Raw genomic sequence first — 16,551 nt, forward strand, 5'->3', positions numbered from 1 at the left:
ACAGAGGGCGCCACGCACTGCGTGACGCCCCGTGCCCGATCAATGCCCAACGTTCTGCTTCAACCACGCATCGCGCGCGCCCGGGGCCAGCGCCAGGAACTGGGCCCGCACCTGTTCGCGTTCCTGCGGTGGGGTGCGCTGGGCCACCAGGGTGAGCTGGGCAAGCTGGTCGGTACTGAGCTGGYGCAGGACCGCCAGCGCCGGCTCACGCTGCTCGGCCGGCAGGTAGCCAAACAGACCCTGCAGCTTGGGGAACAGCTGGCCCAGCTGCGGGCCGAGCAGCCAGCCACCGCGGAAGCGCTGGTCCTGCTGGGCGAAACGCTCGCGCAGGGCCTGTTGCTGGGCCGGTGGCAACGCGGCGATGCGGCGCGCGGCCTCGCGCACGCGCGCGCGCTCGGGTTCGGGCAAGGCCTGCCATGCCGCGTAGCGGCTGCGCAGGTCGCGCAGCTGCGCCGGATCCAGCGCGGCCGGCGTGGCCGGAATGGCCGGGCGGGTCGTCGGTACCGGGGTGGCGCTGGAGGGCACCGGCAGCGGCAAAGCCACCGATTCCGGCGCCGCCGCTGCGCTGCCTGCCAGCGACAGGCCCACGACCAGGCTCAGGAGCGTCTTACTCATCGGTGCTGGTCTCCAGGCCGGCCGTCGCCGGTTCCGGGCGGCTGGGTTGCGGTTGCGATTCGTCGACCGGTACCGGCCCGCCTGCGGCAAACCAGGCATACAGGTCGGCGTCCCGCGCTACCGCCAGCGCCGGATCAGCCAGCATCGCCGCGTCGCTGGCGRTGTGTGCCGGGTCGACCGGGGCGGTCACCGGCAGATCCTCGGCGGGCAGTTCCTCCACCGTCACCGGGCCGGTGTCGCCCACGGCGCCTTCCGGCGTGCTGGCGACCGGATCGGTGCCGTGGCGCGCGTGCTTCCACCAGGCTGCGCCGCCAAGCAGGACCCCGGTGGTGACCGCCACGATCAGCAACCCCTTCCATGGCAGTCGGCGTGCCCCCCGGCGCTTCGGCGCACGCGTCGGCCGGGCGTCGGCCTTGTTCGGGGTGCGCCAGGAGGCGGTGTCCTGGCTCGGCGCAGGCGCGGCGACGGGTTGCTGCAGCCGCTGCAGGCGCGACAGCGGCAGGTCGCGCAGGCGCAGCTGCACCTGCTCGGCCAGCGCGCGCCAGGCAGACGCATCGGGATGGCCCTGGGCATCGCGCGGGCACGCCTCGGCCAGGGCCTGCTGATAGTCGGCCACGGGCAGATCGAGGATCTGCGCAGCGGCGGCCTCGTCCAGGCTGCCGCCGATGCGCAGCAGCAGCGCCAGCCGCGCCGCCGGTGCCAGCGCAGGCAGGTGGGCCAGTTCCGGCGGCCACTGGCCGCCGGCGGCGGGCACCCGGATCGGGGTGCGATGGGCCAGCAGGATCCAGAAACGGTCCGGCCACTGCGCCATCGGCACGTCGCTGGCGATACCGGCGAAGGCCCGCATCACCGCCACCAGGGCCTGTTCGGCCACGGTCGGGTCGCCGCATTGCAGCTCGGCCACCACCAGCGCGCGGCGTTCAACGCCACGCAGGAACGCCGACAGCGCGCCGGCTGCGGTAGAGGAAACGGGGGCCGTCGCAGCCGTCATAGCAACTCCATCAAGTGCGGAAATGATAGCGATTGCGTCGCTGATCGGGCGTGCCAATGTAGGCCACGTGTGAAGACGCAGAGGCCGGATAGACGCAGGTACGGGCGCAGGTTGTGCACAGCATCAATGAAATCCGCCGCCCGAGAGGGCGTGAAGGGGGGTGTGGTCATGTTTCAGCTTTGTTTCACAGATATCTTATTGTTTTAATTGACTATTGTTGTGTGGCTATTTTTTGACCAAGTTGAGGAAGACGTCGGAACTCCCTGACCCCGGGCCCGCAGTTCGCCAGTGGTGCACAGACTTATCCACAGAAGATGTGGATAAGCCTGAATCTCTCGACAGGACAGATATTTAGCCACTATTTAGGTTGGGCGAGTCAGCGTGGGGAGCGTGTCACAGGTCGCTGCCGGGCATGAGATGGACAGCTACACTGCTGCGATGCCCAGCTCCGATCCGGCCCTGCCCCTGTCGCTTACTGGCGGCCCTACCCCCCTGCTGAATGCGCCGACCCTCCAGGTTGCGGTGCCGCTGCCCCTGCCGCAGTGGTTCGACTACGCCCCACCGCCGGGCGAGCCGCCGCATGYGGGGATGATCGGCCGCCGGATACGGGTGCCGTTCGGGTCTCGCGAACTGGTCGGGGTGGTCGCGGCGATCGGCACGGTCGCCGATGGCGGCAGCCTGCGCGCCGCGCTGGAATGGATCGATGACGCACCGCTGTTGCGCGAGGAGCTGTGGAGCTCGCTGCAGTGGCTGGCCCGCTACACCCATGCGCCGTTGGGCGAAGTGGTCAGCACCGCGTTGCCGGCGCCGTTGCGGCGCGGCGATGCGCTGCCCGACACCCATCGTTGGGGCTGGCAGCTGACCGAAGCGGGCCACGCGCAGCGGGACCGCCTGCGCGCCGGCACCCGGCCGCAGCGGTTGGGCGCCTTGCTGGCTGACGGGGTGGTGGACGAGGACGTGCTGGACGCGCGCATGGACGACTGGCGCAGCGCTGCCCGCGCCCTGGCCAAGCGCAACCTGGTGGAGCGGATCGCGCTGGACCATCAACGCGCGGTGACGCAGGCCAGTGCCGGACCGCCGCCGAATCCCGAGCAGGCCGAGGCGATCGCCGCGATCACCGCCGGCACCGGCTTCGGGGCCTACCTGCTGGACGGGGTGACCGGCAGCGGCAAGACCGAGGTGTACCTGCAGGCGATCGTGGACTGCCTGGCACGGGGTCGCCAGGCGCTGGTGCTGGTGCCGGAAATCGGCCTGACCCCGCAGACCCTGTCGCGCTTCCGCAAACGTCTGGGCATCCCGGTGCACGTGCTGCATTCGGGCCTGAACGACAACGAGCGCGCGCGGGTGTGGGCGGCGGCGGCGCGCGGCGAGGCGCAGGTGATCGTCGGCACGCGCTCGGCGGTGTTCACCCCGTTGCCCAACGCCGGCCTGATCGTGGTCGACGAAGAACACGATGGCAGCTACAAACAGCAGGATGGCATCCGCTACCACGCGCGTGATTTCGCGCTGGTACGGGCCAAGGCGCTGGACGTGCCGGTGGTGCTGGRCAGCGCGACGCCCTCGCTGGAATCGCTGCACAACGCGCAGGCCGGACGCTACACGCACCTGCGCCTGAAACAGCGCGCCGGCGAGGCGCGACCGCCGCGCGTGCGCGTGCTGGATGTACGCAAGCGACCGTTGCGCGATGGCCTGTCGCCGGAGGTGCTGCAGGGCATCGCCGACCACCTGCAGGCCGGCCACCAGGTGCTGGTGTTCAAGAACCGGCGCGGCTATGCGCCGGTGCTGCTGTGCCACGACTGTGGCTGGACCGCGCCGTGCCAGCGCTGCGATGCACCGATGACGGTGCACGCCGGCGGGCGCCGCCTGCAGTGCCACCATTGCGGTGCGCGCCAGTCCGCGCCGCTGGCCTGCCCGGACTGCGGCAGCCTGGCGCTGCAGCCGCAGGGCATCGGCACCGAGCGGCTGGAAGAACACCTGGTGCAGGCCTTCGCCGACTACCCGGTGATCCGTATCGACCGCGGCACGACCTCGCGTCGCGATGCGCTGGAAACCCAGCTGGCCACGCTCGGCGACCGCGCCGGCATCCTGGTGGGCACGCAGATCCTGGCCAAGGGCCACGACCTGCCCAAGCTGACCCTGGTGGTGGTGGTGGGGATCGATGAGGGGCTGTTCTCGGCCGATTTCCGCGCCAGCGAAAAACTCGCCCAGCAGTTGATCCAGGTGGCCGGCCGCGCCGGTCGCGCCACCGACCCCGGCGAGGTCTGGCTGCAGACCCACCACCCCGGGCACCCCCTGCTGGAAACACTGGTCAATGGCGGCTACCACGCCTTCGCCGAGGCCGAGCTGCAGCAGCGCGAAGCGGCCGGTTTCCCGCCATTTGCGCACCTGGCGCTGCTGCGTGCCGAGGCCCAGCAGGTGGAGCATGCCAACGCGATGTTGAGTGCGGTGCGCGGATTGATTCCCGAAGAGGCGGCAGTGGAGCGCTACGGTCCGATGCCCGCGCCAATGCCGCGCCGGGCCGGATACCAGCGTACGCAGCTGCTGCTGTCGGCGCCGGCCCGGCGCCCGTTGCATGGGGTGCTGGATCTGATCACGCCGCAGATCCATGGGTTGCCGCAGGCGCGGAAGGTGCGCTGGTCGCTGGATGTGGATCCGACGGATCTGTATTGAGGCGGTCGCCTCGGTACAGACCCATTGCGCGCGCCATCCTGTGCTTCAGGTCAACGCAGTCATTACGCCGCGCTGATACGCCGGCCGCTGTTTGAGGCGTTCGTACCAGGCGGCCAGGTGCGGCAGGTGCGGGCGCTGGATCGGCATTTCGAACCAGGCGTAGATGAAGGCGCCGAGCGGGATATCCCCCATCGCGAAGTCGTCGCCGGAGAGCCACGGCTGCCGCGACAACGCGTCATCGGCCATCGCCAGCAGTTCGCCCGAGCGCACCAGCGCCGCGGCGATGCGTGCTTCATCGCGGTCGGCCGGGGCGGTGCGCAGCGTGCCCCAGAACAGATCGCGGAACACCCCGGCGAAGGTGGACGTGGTCCAGTCCATCCACTTTTCCGACTGCGCGCGGGCGACTACGTCTTCGGGGTACAGCGTGCCCAGCGCGTACCGCGCCGACAGGTAGCGCACGATGGTGTTGGATTCCCACAGCGGCAGGCCATGGTCTTCGATCACCGGCACCAGCCCGTTGGGATTCATCGCGCGGTATTCGGGCGACTGGGTGCCGCCGAACGCGCCGCCGACCTGGATCGACTCGTACGGCGCCCCGATTTCCTCCGCGCACCACAGCACCTTGCGCACGTTGCTTGAATTGTGGCGGCCCCAGATCTTCAGCATGTTGGATGTCCCAGTCGCAAGAGGCGTGGCACCGGGCCGCGCGGTGCCGCTACGATACGCCGATCGGCGGCGTGGCCGTCACCTCAAGGATGAAATGGAATGTTCACCCAGTTCCTCGAAATCGGCTTGTTGTGCGTCGGTGTGGTGATGTTGGTGGTGGGCTACCGCCGCAACCATCGCAACCTGATGCTGGCCGCGGCCCTGGTGCTGATGTCCTTCGGGACGCTGCAGGACTTCAGCCGTGGGGTCATCGACGGCTACCAGAGATCCGATGCGAAGACGCTGTAGTTCGATTCTGCCCCCGGTGTTGCCTCACCCGTCCAACCGGATGCCTGCCGTGCACGCGACCCGATGCAGGCGTTACTTGGCCGGCTTGGCCGCACTCTTCTTCGGCAGCGCGCGCACGTAGGTGGATTTGCCGTCCTTCTTCATCTCGAACAGCCCGGTGGCGGCCAGCAGCTCGCTCAGCTTGCCATAGCCGTAATTGCGCGAATCGAACGAGGCCTGGTTGCCGATCTGGCTGCCGACCGGTCCCAGGTGCGACCAGCCATCGTCGGCCTCGGCCGAGGCCACCGCACTGCGCAGCATCTGCACCAGGCGCGTGTCGCTGCGCAGCTCCGGGCCACTCTTGCGCGGGCGCGCTTCCTCGTTGCCATGCTCCACCTCCACGTCGGCAGCCAGGTCCTGCCCGAGCGCTTCCAGGTAAGTGAACTTGGAGCAGGCATTGACGAACGGTTCGGGGGTTTTCTTTTCCCCGAAGCCGTACACCTTGACCCCGTCGGTGAGCAGGCGCATCACCAACGGGGTGAAGTCCGCATCGCTGGATACGATCGCAAACCCATCCAGGTTGCGGGCGTACAGCATGTCCATCGCATCGATCACCATGGCCATGTCCGAGGCGTTCTTGCCGCGGCTGTAGGCGAACTGCTGGATCGGCCGGATCGCGTAGGCATGCAGCACCGATTCCCAGCCTTTCAGCGACGGACTCTTCCAGTTGCCGTAGGCGCGGCGCACGTTGGCCACGCCGTAGCGCGCCACTTCGGCCAGCACCACGTCGATCTTCGACGAGGGCGCGTTGTCGGCATCGATCAGCAACGCGATGCGCTTTTCCGGCTCGGTCATCTCAGCCTCCACGGCACTCAGGACATGGCCGCCGGCAAGCGCGACGGCCCCTGAACCCAGTATCTGTCATCCACGTGAATGTTCCGCTTCACGTGCGACGATAGAACGCGTCGACCATGTCCCCCATGGGCCGGACGGCCGGCCCCCAAGGAGTCCCTGCATGACCCGCGATCCCCTGCCCCACCTTGTCATCATCGGTGGTGGTTTCGCCGGCCTCTGGGCCACGCGCGCCTTGGCCGGCGCGCGCATCCGCATCACCCTGGTGGACCGCCGCAACCACCATCTGTTCCAGCCGCTGCTGTACCAGGTTGCCACCGCCGGGCTGTCCGCGCCGGACATCGCCGCGCCGCTGCGCCACATCCTCGGCGACCAGCGCAATGTGGAAGTGCGCCTGGGCGAAGTCACCGCGATCGACAAGGACTCCCGCCAGATCATCCTGGCCGACGGCAGCCACCTCGGCTACGACACTCTCATGCTGTGCACTGGTGCCACGCACGCCTACTTCGGCCACGACGAATGGGCCGCCGATGCGCCCGGCCTGAAGACCCTGGACGATGCGCTTGCACTGCGCCGCAAGCTGCTGCTCGCCTTCGAGCGCGCCGAGGCCGAGCCCGATCCGGCGCGCAAGGCGGCTTGGCTCAGCTTCGCGGTAGTGGGCGGTGGCCCGACCGGCGTCGAGCTGGCCGGCACCCTGGCCGAGATCGCCCGGCACACGCTGCGCAATGAATTCCGCCACATCGACCCGGCCAGCGCCAAGGTGCGGCTGGTGGAAGCCGGTCCGCGCGTGCTGTCGACCTTCCCCGAGGTGCTCTCGCTCAAGGCCCGCCGCCAGCTGGAAAAACTGGGCGTGGAAGTACTCACCGGTACGCCGGTCAGCGACATCAACAGCGATGGCTTCCAGCTCGGCGATCACTTCGTCCCCGCGCGCACCGTGGTGTGGGCTGCCGGCGTGGCCGCCTCGCCGCTGGCGCGCACGTTGGACGTCCAGCTGGACCGCGCCGGCCGCGTGCCGGTGCAGCCAGACCTCACCCTGGACGGCCATCCGGAAATCTTCGTCGCCGGCGACCTGGCCGCGCTCAGCCAGGCCGACGGCCGGCCGGTGCCCGGCGTGGCGCCTGCGGCCAAGCAGATGGGCAAGCATGTGGCGGCGATCATCCGCGCACGGTTGGAGAACAAGCCCGCGCCCGGGCCGTTCAAGTACCAGGACTTCGGCAACCTGGCCACGATCGGGCGCATGGCCGCGATCGTGCACCTGGGCAGGCTGCAGTTGTCCGGCGTGCTGGCCTGGTGGTTCTGGCTGGCCGCGCACGTGTTCTTCCTGATCGGCTTCCGCAACCGCATCGTGGTGCTGCTTAACTGGGCGGTGGCATACTGGAGCTACCAGCGCAGCGCGCGGATCATTTTCGGGGATGACCGTGAGGATCGGCGGAGGAAGGCCATCCCGTCTGCGCCCGATCCGGATGAGACGTCATCGCGATGATCAGGATGTAACGCTTGCCCGGAATGTGCGAGGTTGTTCGGTGACACTGGACGGGCTCATTGCTTCGGCTTGCTGTACCACAGCGCATTGACGATGACCCAACGCGCGCCGAAACGGCCCATGTGGAAATAGTCCACGAACCATGGCGTTTCCAGCCGCACCGAGGCGGCGTTGCCGGTCACGTCCAGCACCCGGCAGCTGCGGTTCCACTGCTCCTTCGGCGTTTTCAGAGCGCCCTGCCGGGTCAGCCCGACCAGCTCTTCCTTGGACATCCGCCGCAGCCCGAGCCGCTCGTCCGGGGTATCCCCCAGGATGGCGCGCTTGGCTAGGTCCGGGTGCAGCGAACGTGCGACGCGCTGTGGATCGGCTTCGAGCTGGCCGTCCACGTAATCGAAACAGGTCGCCTCGATGGCCGCCAGCGTGGCCGGATCCGGAACGATTGCGGCGGGCGGGGCGGTTGCGGCGGCGGCAAGGATCAGGAACAGGGCGGACATCGGTGCTCTCCGGCAGGTGCGCGAATGAAGGGCGGGGTCGCGTGCAGTACGTGGCGTGCTGAAGGGCGTCAGCCCTGCGAAACGCACCCCCACCCATCCAGCCGTCCGCTGTAGGGAATGGCTTCGGTACCCAGCAGGCCTTCGAAGCCGGCGATGTTGTGGTGGGTCGGCACCATCAGCGGGTGCACCAGGATCTGCCAGGGGAACTCGTCGTTGCCTTCGTAGCGGGCGAAGGACACCTTCTGTTCGTTCTTGAGCAGGTGCACGGCAAAGGCAATGGCCACGTCTTCGGTGGGGAAGATCAGCGCGAAATCCACCTCGCGGGGAATCGACAGGTCATCACCGTCCTGCAGCATGTTCCACAGCACATCGCCGTTTTCGTCTTCCGGGTACAGGATCAGGTCGCGGGACATGGCACTCCAGGGGTTCAGCAGGCCGATCACCGGCAGATGCACGATGGTATGTCGGCGGCGAACACGCGAACAAGCGACGCGCGGCCCGCAGCGTCCGGCGCTACGCCGATTCCACCGCCTGCAGCCACGCCAGCTTGCGCGCCCGCGGCTGGCGCTTGAGCTGCCATTCGGCCTTGGAGGCGGTGGCGCGGTCCGGGTAGGCGCGCATCGCCAGCAGCTTCACCGGCGGATTGGCGCGGGTGTATTTGGCCCCCTTGCCGTCCACATGGGCCTGGAAGCGGGCCGCCACGTCGTTGCTGATGCCGGCGTAGTAGCTGCCGTTGCGGCATTCCAGCAGGTAGACGTACCAGGGGGCGGGTTCAGCGGGCATACCGGGATTATCCACCGGCGCGGGGTCGCTGGCTGCTAGAATCCGGCCCGGATGCAGGAGAGAGGCGCCGCGCTGGCGCCCGCCGAAGGCGCAGGCTCCCATAATCGCTCAGGCCGGTGGCTGCACAGCCACCAACCATGCATCCGACACGCCGATCTGGAGAGAGGTCTTCAATGACCCGCCGAAGGGGCACGTGGCCTTGGCCACTGAACTCTCAGGCAAAAGGACAGCGGGAGCGGCAACGGAATCCCATCCCACGACAGTGCCCTGCGCTGGCGTGTGGTGTGCGTGGTTCCGTCCTCGCCTGCCGTTGCCCGGAGTTCCCGCCATGCTGCTCTCCCTGATTTACCTCATCGCCATTTCCGCCGAAGCCATGACCGGCGCACTGTCGGCCGGGCGGCGGCGCATGGACCTGTTCGGCGTGGTGATCATCGCCTGCGTCACCGCGCTCGGCGGCGGCTCGCTGCGCGACATCGTGCTGGGCCACTACCCGCTGGGCTGGGTGAAACACCCGGAGTACCTGGGCTTCACCATCTGCGCGGCCTTGATCGCCACCTGGGTGGCGCGCTGGATGCACCACTTCCGCCGCACCTTCCTGGTGCTGGACGGACTCGGGCTGATCTGTTTCACCCTGATCGGCTGCGCGGTGGCGCGCGAGGCCGGCCACGCCGCACCGATCGTGCTGATCTCCGGGATGCTGACCGGCGCCTTCGGCGGCGTGCTGCGCGATGTACTGTGCAACGAGGTGCCGCTGATCTTCCAGAAGGAACTGTATGCGGTGATCACGCTGTTCACCGGCGCGGCCTACTTGGGCCTGCTGGAACTGGGCGTGTCGCTCAATGCGGCCACGCTGTGGTGCCTGGGCGGTGGCTTCCTGCTGCGCCTGCTGGCGATCCACTTCAACTGGGAAATGCCCAAGTTCGTCTACCGCGACGAGGTGCATTGAACGGAACGTTCAATGCACCTGTAGCGCCCGGCCGTTGGCCGGGCGACCTTGTACCGGCCAACGGTCGGTACCGCAGCGTTCATTGCATCCCATGACCAAGGGCATGTGAGCGCAGACTGCCGCACGCGGTAACATGACGCCCCCGACCCTCCCGGGTCGGCATCCAGCCACGCTGCGGCATTCGACCAGCGGCCCCGCCAGACAACCCCACTTCGCCCCGCCTGCCCCCACGGGCCGGTAAACCATGGACGCGTTCGCCGTATGGCGCACGCGCAGGATGCCCCATGTCTGCCCCGCTGCCCTCGCGTTCCCGTCGTCTGTTCAAACCGCTGTTGGTCGTGGCCGTGCTGGCCGCCGCCGCCATCGCCTGGCGCGTGCTCGCGCCGGCACCGGCCGCCGACGCGGCGCCTGCCGCTGCCGCCACGCCCGTCCGCGTGGCCACCGTCGTACGCGAGGACCTGGTGGTACGCCTGAAGGCGCTGGGCACCGTCACCCCGTTGCACACGGTGAGCCTGCGCAGCCGCGTGGATGGCGAACTGCTGCGGCTGTCGTTCCGCGAGGGCGAGCACGTCAAGGCCGGCGCCCTGATCGCCGAGATCGATCCGCGCGCCTACCAGGTGGCGCTGTCGCGTGCGCTGGGCACCCAGCAGCAGAACCTGGCCGAGCTGGACAACGCCCAGGCCCAGCTCAAACGCTATGAAGAACTGCAGCGCAGGCACTTCGTCTCCGCGCAGGACCTGAGCGACCAGCAGAGCAAGGTGCGCCAGCTGCAGGGTCGTCGCCAGACCGACCAGGCCGCGGTCGATGAAGCGCGCCTGCAGTTGCAGTACACCCGCATCACCGCACCGGTTGCGGGCCGCATGGGCCTGCGCAACGTGGACGTCGGCAACCTGGTGCGCAGCAGCGATACCGAACCGCTGGCCACCATCACCCAGACCACGCCGATCAGCGTGCTGTTCACCGTGCCCGAGCCGGACCTGCCGGCCGTGGTGGCCGCCGTGCGCGCCGCGCCGGAACTGCGCGTGGAAGCGTGGGATCGCGAAGAGCGCCAGTCGTTGGGCGGGGGCGTGCTGTCCAGTCTGGACAACCGCATCGATACCGCCACCGGCACGCTGAAGCTGCGCGCGCAGTTCGCCAACGCCGACGAGGCACTGTTTCCCAACCAGTTCGTCAACATCCGCCTGCAGGTGAGCAGTGCCGATGCGCTGGTGATCCCCAATGCGGCGGTGCAGTTCGGCAGCAAGGGCAACTACGTGTACGTGATCGCCGCGGACAACACCTCGCACCTGCGCAACGTGGTGCTGGGCCCGGCCGAGGGTGAGCGCGTGTCGGTGCGCGAAGGGCTCAAGGCCGGCGAGCGGGTGGTGGTGGAGGGCATCGATGGCCTGCGCGAAGGCGCCAAGGTAGAGGTGGTCAGCCAGGATCCGCCGCGGACCGAGGCATGAACCTGTCGCGTGTCTTCATCGAGCGCCCGGTAGCCACCACGCTGCTGATGGTGGCGCTGCTGCTGTCCGGGGTGATGGCGTACCGGCTGTTGCCGGTGGCGGCGCTGCCGCAGGTGGACTATCCGATCATCCAGGTCACCACGCTGTATCCCGGCGCCAGCCCGGGGGTGACCACCAGCGCGGTGACCGCACCGCTGGAGCGCCAGCTCGGGCAGATTCCCGGGCTGAAGCAGATGTCTTCGACCAGCTCCGGTGGCGCATCGGTGATCACCCTGCAGTTCTCGCTGCAGGTCGCCCTCGGCGTGGCCGAGCAGGAAGTGCAGGCGGCCATCAATGCCGCCGACAGCTTCCTGCCCGACGACCTGCCGGTGCCGCCGGTGTACCGCAAGGTCAACCCGGCCGATACCCCGATCCTGACGCTGGCGGTGACCTCGCAGGGGCTGTCGCTGCCGCAGGTGCATGACCTGGTGGATACGCGCATGGCCCAGCGGCTGTCGCAGTTGCCGGGCGTGGGCCTGGTCAGCCTGGCCGGCGGCCAGCGCCCGGCGGTGCGGATCCAGGTGAATCCCTCGGCGCTGGCCGCCAACGGGCTGAGCATGGCCAGCATCCGCACGGCGGTGGGCGCGGCCAACGTCAACCTGCCCAAGGGCAGCTTCGACGGCCCCACGCGCGCGATCATGCTCGATGCCAACGACCAGATGCGCTCGGTAAGCGAGTACCAGGCGTTGATTCTCGCCTACAAGGACGGTGCGCCGCTGCGGCTGGGCGATGTGGCCAGCATCGAAGATGGCGCCGAGAACCGGCAGCTGGCCGCGTGGTCGGGCACCACGCCGGCAGTGCTGATCAACATCCAGCGCCAGCCCGGGGCCAACGTGATCGCGGTGGTGGACCAGGTGCGTGCGCTGTTGCCGCAGCTGCAGGCCTCGCTGCCCAAGGGCGTGGACGTGGCGGTGCTGAGCGACCGCACCGAGTCGATCCGCGCCTCCATCCGTGGCGTGCAGCACGAGCTGCTGATCGCCATCGCGCTGGTGGTGATGGTCACCTTCGTGTTCCTGCGCAACCTGCCGGCCACGATCATTCCCAGCATCGCGGTGCCGCTGTCGCTGGTGGGCACCTTTGGGGTGATGCTGCTGGCCGGGTTCTCGCTCAACAACCTGACGCTGATGGCGCTGACCATCGCCACCGGTTTCGTGGTCGACGATGCGATCGTGATGCTGGAGAACATCGCCCGCCATATCGAGCGCGGCGCCAGCCCGATGCAGGCCGCGTTGAAGGGCGCGAAACAGATCGGCTTCACCCTCATCTCGCTGACCGTATCGCTGATCGCGGTCCTGATCCCGCTGCTGTTCATGGCCGATGTGGTCGGCAAGCTGTTCCACGAGTTTGCGATCACCCTGGCGGTGGCGATCGGCATTTCGCTGCTGGTGTCGCTGACCCTGACCCCGATGATGTGCGCGCGCCTGCTCAAGGCCGGGCATGCCACGCGTCGCGATGCGGACGGCCGGGAGTCGTCGCAGCAGGGCGACCCGTTCGACCGCGTGGTGGCTCTTTACGACCGCCAGCTGCAGTGGGTGCTGCAGCACCAGCCGCTGATGCTGGGCGCCACGGTGGCCACGCTGCTGCTTACCGCCGCGCTGTATGTGTGGGTGCCCAAGGGCTTCTTCCCGGTGCAGGATGCCGGGCTGATCCAGGGCATCAGCGAAGCGCCGCAGTCGATCTCGTTCCAGGCCATGGCGCAGCGCCAGCAGGCGCTGGCCGATGCATTGCTGGGCGATGAAGACGTGGCCAGCCTGTCGTCCTTCATCGGCGTGGATGGCAACAACGCCACGCTCAACAGCGGGCGGCTGCTGATCGAACTGAAGCCGCACGCACAGCGCAGCAGCGACGCGCAGGCGATCATCGCGCGGCTGCAGCAGCGCGTGGCGCGCGTGCCGGGCATCCGGCTGTACCTGCAGCCGGTGCAGGAACTGGGCATCGAGGACCGGATCAGCCGCACCCAGTACCAGTTCACCCTGACCAGCCCGGACAGCGACCAGCTCGCGCAGTGGACATCGACGCTGCTGGCGCACCTTCAACAATCGGCCGCCTTGGCCGATGTGGCCAGCGACCTTMAGGATCAGGGCCTGCAGGCGCATGTGCTGATCGACCGGGCAGCGGCCGCGCGGCTGGGCATCAGCGTGGATGCGGTAGCCGATGCACTGTACGACGCGTTCGGCCAGCGCCAGATTTCCACCATTTTCACCCAGGCCAACCAGTACCGGGTGGTGCTGGAAGCGCGCCCGGCTGTGGCGTTCGGGCCGGATGCGATCGCGCGCCTGCATGTGGCCGGCGCCGATGGCAAGCAGGTACCGTTGAGCGGCATCGCACGGATCGAACAGCGTCCGGCGCACCTGCTGGTCAACCACGTGGGCCAGTTCCCGGCGGTAACGTTCTCGTTCAACCTGGCGCGCGGTGCCTCGCTGGGTGAGGCGGTGGAGGCGATCGAAGACGCACGCGCGGCGATCGGCCTGCCGGCGGGCGTGGAGTTGCGCCTGCAGGGGGCGGCCGATGCGTTCCGCGCGTCGCTGTCGAGCACGCTGTGGCTGGTGCTGGCCGCGGTGGTGGTGATGTACCTGGTGTTGGGCGTGCTGTATGAGAGCTTCATCCACCCCATCACCATCCTGTCCACCCTGCCCTCGGCCACGGTCGGCGCGCTGCTGGCGTTGCTGCTGAGCGGGCGCAGCCTGGACCTGATCGCGGTGATCGGCATCGTGCTGCTGATCGGGCTGGTGAAGAAGAACGCGATCATGATGATCGACTTCGCGCTGGAGGCCGAGCGCGAGTCCGGCATGGCGCCGCGCCAGGCGATCCACCAGGCCGCGCTGCTGCGCTTCCGCCCGATCCTGATGACCACGCTGGCCGCGCTGTTCGGTGCGATCCCGCTGATGTTCGCCAGCGGCTCCGGCGCGGAGCTGCGCCAGCCGCTGGGCGTGGTGATGGTGGGCGGGCTGATCGTCAGCCAGGTGCTCACCCTGTTCACCACGCCGGTGATCTACCTGTTCTTCGACCGCTTCCGGCAACGGCCGATGGCCGTGGCCGACGATGCGGCCGAGGCCCACGCGTGAGTCCGCTGTCGCGGGCGATCGGCTGGTTTGTGCACCACCCGGTGGCGACCCTGCTGTTGTCGGTGGCGGTGGTGCTGGCTGGCCTGCTGGGTCTGCGGCTGCTGCCGGTGGCGCCGCTGCCGCAGGTGGACTACCCGGCCATCAACGTCAGCGCCAGCCTTCCCGGGGCCAGCCCGGAGTCGATGGCCGCCAACGTGGCCACGCCGCTGGAACGCGCGCTGGGCACCCTCCCGGGGCTGAGCCGGATCGACTCGGCGAGTACCCAGGGCTCGACCCAGATCGAGTTGCAGTTCGAACTTGGCCGCGACGTGGACAGCGCCGCGCGCGACGTGCAGGCCGCGATCAATGCCGCCCGCGCGCAGCTGCCCAGTGGCATGCCGGGCATGCCCCAGTACAGCAAGGTCAACCCCTCGCAGGCACCGATCCTGGCGCTGGCGCTGAGTTCGGACAGCCTCTCGCCCGGGCAGATTTTCGATGTGGCCTCCACGGTAATCGCGCAGAAGCTGGCGCAGATTCCCGGCGTCGGTGAGGTGCAGGTCGGCGGAAGCTCGCTGCCGGCGGTGCGCGTGTCGCTCGATCCCAACGCGCTCAACCAGCGCCGCGTGGCGTTGGACGACGTGGCTGCGGCGATCCGCAACGCCAACGCGCTCAAGCCTCTGGGCACCGTGGCCAGCCAGGGCCGGCAATGGCAGCTGGACGCAAGCCTGCAGCTGCGTAGCGCCGCCGAGTACCGTGCGTTGATCATCGCCATGCGCGACGGCCGGCCCGTGCACCTGCAGGACGTGGCGACGGTGAGCGAAGGGGTGGAGGACCGCTACGCCAGCGGCTTCCACAACGAACGCCCAGCCGTGCTGCTGATCGTGAGCCGGCAGCCGGACGCCAACATCATCGAGACCGTCGATGCGATCAACGCGCAGATGGACACCCTGCAGGCACTGCTGCCGGCCAGCATCGACATGCAGGTGGTGATGGACCGCTCGCCGGTGATCCGCGCCACCCTGCGCGAGGCCGAACTGACCCTGCTGCTGGCCATCGCCCTGGTGGTGCTGGTGGTGCTGGCCTTCCTCGGCCATTGGCGTGCGGCGCTGGTGCCGACCCTGGCCATTCCGGTGTCGTTGCTGGGCGCGCTGGCGGTGATCGCCCTGCTGGGCTTCTCGCTCAACACGCTCTCGCTGATGGCGTTGATCGTGGCGGCGGTGCTGGTGGTGGACGATGCCATCGTGGTGCTGGAGAACATCGCCCGCCATCGCGAAAACGGGGCATCGCCGATGGACGCGGCGCTGCGCGGTGCCGGTGAGGTGGGCGCCACGCTGTTGTCGATGAACATCGCGCTGGCCGTGGTGTTCGTCTCGATCCTGTTCCTGGACGATTTCGTGGAGAAGCTGTTCCGCGAATTCTCGCTGACCCTGGTGGCGGCGATGGGGGTGTCGCTGTTGGTCTCGCTCAGCCTGACCCCGATGCTGTGCGCGCGGCTGCTCGGGCGTGAACGGCCCGGCGCCGGTAACGCGCTGCAGCGTGGCGGTACCGCGCTGTTCGAGCGTCTGCGTGGCGGCTATGTGACCAGCCTGCAGACAATGCTGCGCTGGCTGGCCGTGCCGTTGCTGCTGTTCGCGGCGGTGATCGGCCTGAACGTGTGGCTGTTCCAGCAGGTGCCCAAGGGCATTGTGCCCAAGCAGGACACCGCGCAGCTGCGTGGCTTCGCGCGCGGCGATGACGGGCTATCGTTCCAGGTGATGCAGCCCAAGATCGACGCCTACCGCAAACTGCTGCTGGCCGACCCGGCGATCAGCGACATCATCGGCTATATCGGCGGGCGCAGCGGGGTCAACAATGCGTTCATCATGATCAAGATGAAGCCGCTGGCCGAGCGCAAGGTGTCCAGTCAGCAGGTGATCGACCGCCTGCGGACGAACATGCCGAAAATTCCTGGCGGCGGCCTGTTCCTGTGGGTGGACCAGGACATCAAGCTGGAAGGCAGCGGCGACAGTGGCCAGTACGAGTTCCAGCTGCTGTCCGGCGAACTGGCGCCACTGCGGCAGTGGGCGCCCAAGGTCGCCAACGCACTGCGCGCCCTGCCCGAGCTGGTGGATGTGGAATCCAAGGGCGACGAAGGCATGCGCCAGGTGGTGCTGGACATCGACCGCGACGCCGCCGCGCGGCTCGGCGTGGACATGCGCATGATCGCCTCGGTGCTCAACAACGCCTTCAGCCAGCGCCAGGTGGCCACGCTGTACG

Annotated in this window: 14 protein-coding genes and 2 riboswitches; of the genes, 7 read left to right on the forward strand and 7 right to left on the reverse strand. The window is 68.5% G+C overall.

From position 1 onward, the window contains the following. Nucleotides 1-39: 39 nt before the first annotated feature. On the reverse strand, nt 40-615 hold the full coding sequence (locus AC1DQP_RS06575; RefSeq protein WP_478051286.1) for a DUF3106 domain-containing protein: 576 nt from the start codon (nt 613-615) through the stop codon (nt 40-42). Then, entirely contained in the window at nt 608-1,606 is a 999-nt protein-coding gene (locus AC1DQP_RS06580; RefSeq protein ID WP_478051287.1) for a hypothetical protein, read from the reverse strand. Before AC1DQP_RS06580 ends, AC1DQP_RS06575 begins: the two co-directional genes overlap by 8 nt. A 495-nt stretch (nt 1,607-2,101) precedes the next feature. On the opposite strand from AC1DQP_RS06580, the gene AC1DQP_RS06585 reads away from it, so the two are divergent. After that, nucleotides 2,102-4,276: a primosomal protein N' gene (locus tag AC1DQP_RS06585; RefSeq protein WP_478051291.1), complete on the forward strand. Its 2,175-nt coding sequence runs from the start codon at nt 2,102-2,104 to the stop codon at nt 4,274-4,276. A 45-nt stretch (nt 4,277-4,321) separates the two neighbouring features. Here AC1DQP_RS06585 and AC1DQP_RS06590 read toward each other — a convergent pair whose 3' ends face one another. Continuing rightward, the gene (locus tag AC1DQP_RS06590; RefSeq protein ID WP_256775950.1) at nt 4,322-4,942 is read right to left on the reverse strand and encodes a glutathione S-transferase family protein; all 621 of its coding nucleotides are present in this window, start codon (nt 4,940-4,942) and stop codon (nt 4,322-4,324) included. A 99-nt stretch (nt 4,943-5,041) separates the two neighbouring features. Between AC1DQP_RS06590 and AC1DQP_RS06595 the strand changes: the two genes are divergently transcribed. Next, on the forward strand, nt 5,042-5,230 hold the full coding sequence (locus AC1DQP_RS06595) for a hypothetical protein (RefSeq protein ID WP_457318153.1): 189 nt from the start codon (nt 5,042-5,044) through the stop codon (nt 5,228-5,230). A 72-nt stretch (nt 5,231-5,302) separates the two neighbouring features. Here the strand turns inward: AC1DQP_RS06595 and AC1DQP_RS06600 are convergent, their stop codons facing one another. Continuing rightward, nucleotides 5,303-6,064: an NYN domain-containing protein gene (locus AC1DQP_RS06600; RefSeq protein ID WP_478051288.1), complete on the reverse strand. Its 762-nt coding sequence runs from the start codon at nt 6,062-6,064 to the stop codon at nt 5,303-5,305. Between the two features lie 160 nt (nt 6,065-6,224). Here AC1DQP_RS06600 and AC1DQP_RS06605 point away from each other — a divergent pair, with 160 nt between their 5' ends. After that, nucleotides 6,225-7,544: an NAD(P)/FAD-dependent oxidoreductase gene (locus AC1DQP_RS06605; protein WP_457318155.1), complete on the forward strand. Its 1,320-nt coding sequence runs from the start codon at nt 6,225-6,227 to the stop codon at nt 7,542-7,544. 56 nt (nt 7,545-7,600) lie between these two features. On the opposite strand, the gene AC1DQP_RS06610 is transcribed toward AC1DQP_RS06605, so the two are convergent. The 3 genes from AC1DQP_RS06610 to AC1DQP_RS06620 form a co-directional block, all read right to left on the reverse strand. Next, nucleotides 7,601-8,038 carry a nuclear transport factor 2 family protein gene (locus AC1DQP_RS06610; protein WP_256775953.1) on the reverse strand — a complete coding sequence of 146 codons (438 nt, stop codon included), beginning with the start codon at nt 8,036-8,038 and terminating at the stop codon, nt 7,601-7,603. Between the two features lie 68 nt (nt 8,039-8,106). Next, the gene (locus AC1DQP_RS06615; RefSeq protein ID WP_256775954.1) at nt 8,107-8,451 is read right to left on the reverse strand and encodes a ribonuclease E inhibitor RraB; all 345 of its coding nucleotides are present in this window, start codon (nt 8,449-8,451) and stop codon (nt 8,107-8,109) included. 100 nt (nt 8,452-8,551) lie between these two features. Further along, a complete protein-coding gene (locus AC1DQP_RS06620) occupies nt 8,552-8,821 on the reverse strand; it encodes a GIY-YIG nuclease family protein (RefSeq protein WP_457318156.1) in 270 nt (89 codons plus the stop codon). 44 nt (nt 8,822-8,865) lie between these two features. Then, nucleotides 8,866-8,959, forward strand: a riboswitch (glycine riboswitch). Between the two features lie 8 nt (nt 8,960-8,967). Beyond that, nucleotides 8,968-9,059: riboswitch (glycine riboswitch) on the forward strand. 90 nt (nt 9,060-9,149) lie between these two features. On the opposite strand from AC1DQP_RS06620, the gene AC1DQP_RS06625 reads away from it, so the two are divergent. The 4 genes from AC1DQP_RS06625 to AC1DQP_RS06640 all read left to right on the forward strand — a co-directional run. Then, entirely contained in the window at nt 9,150-9,767 is a 618-nt protein-coding gene (locus AC1DQP_RS06625) for a trimeric intracellular cation channel family protein (RefSeq protein ID WP_457318157.1), read from the forward strand. Between the two features lie 284 nt (nt 9,768-10,051). Beyond that, a complete protein-coding gene (locus AC1DQP_RS06630) occupies nt 10,052-11,212 on the forward strand; it encodes an MdtA/MuxA family multidrug efflux RND transporter periplasmic adaptor subunit (protein WP_256775957.1) in 1,161 nt (386 codons plus the stop codon). Beyond that, complete coding sequence (locus tag AC1DQP_RS06635) at nt 11,209-14,316, forward strand: MdtB/MuxB family multidrug efflux RND transporter permease subunit (protein WP_478051289.1); 3,108 nt, start codon at nt 11,209-11,211, stop codon at nt 14,314-14,316. The genes AC1DQP_RS06630 and AC1DQP_RS06635 overlap by 4 nt, the downstream gene beginning before the upstream one ends. After that, on the forward strand, nt 14,313-16,551 hold a 2,239-nt coding region (locus AC1DQP_RS06640; RefSeq protein ID WP_478051290.1), incomplete at its 3' end, for an efflux RND transporter permease subunit. The genes AC1DQP_RS06635 and AC1DQP_RS06640, both read left to right, overlap by 4 nt.

This window comes from Stenotrophomonas sp. P5_A8, assembly GCF_056400545.1.

Bases quoted from the DNA above. Each gene is read 5' to 3' on its own strand.
- AC1DQP_RS06610 (WP_256775953.1), bottom strand. From the start codon at position 8,038: ATGTCCGCCCTGTTCCTGATCCTTGCCGCCGCCGCAACCGCCCCGCCC.
- AC1DQP_RS06625 (WP_457318157.1), top strand. From the start codon at position 9,150: ATGCTGCTCTCCCTGATTTACCTCATCGCCATTTCCGCCGAAGCCATG.
- AC1DQP_RS06600 (WP_478051288.1), bottom strand. From the start codon at position 6,064: ATGACCGAGCCGGAAAAGCGCATCGCGTTGCTGATCGATGCCGACAAC.
- AC1DQP_RS06620 (WP_457318156.1), bottom strand. From the start codon at position 8,821: ATGCCCGCTGAACCCGCCCCCTGGTACGTCTACCTGCTGGAATGCCGC.
- AC1DQP_RS06595 (WP_457318153.1), top strand. From the start codon at position 5,042: ATGTTCACCCAGTTCCTCGAAATCGGCTTGTTGTGCGTCGGTGTGGTG.
- AC1DQP_RS06615 (WP_256775954.1), bottom strand. From the start codon at position 8,451: ATGTCCCGCGACCTGATCCTGTACCCGGAAGACGAAAACGGCGATGTG.
- AC1DQP_RS06590 (WP_256775950.1), bottom strand. From the start codon at position 4,942: ATGCTGAAGATCTGGGGCCGCCACAATTCAAGCAACGTGCGCAAGGTG.
- AC1DQP_RS06605 (WP_457318155.1), top strand. From the start codon at position 6,225: ATGACCCGCGATCCCCTGCCCCACCTTGTCATCATCGGTGGTGGTTTC.
- AC1DQP_RS06630 (WP_256775957.1), top strand. From the start codon at position 10,052: ATGTCTGCCCCGCTGCCCTCGCGTTCCCGTCGTCTGTTCAAACCGCTG.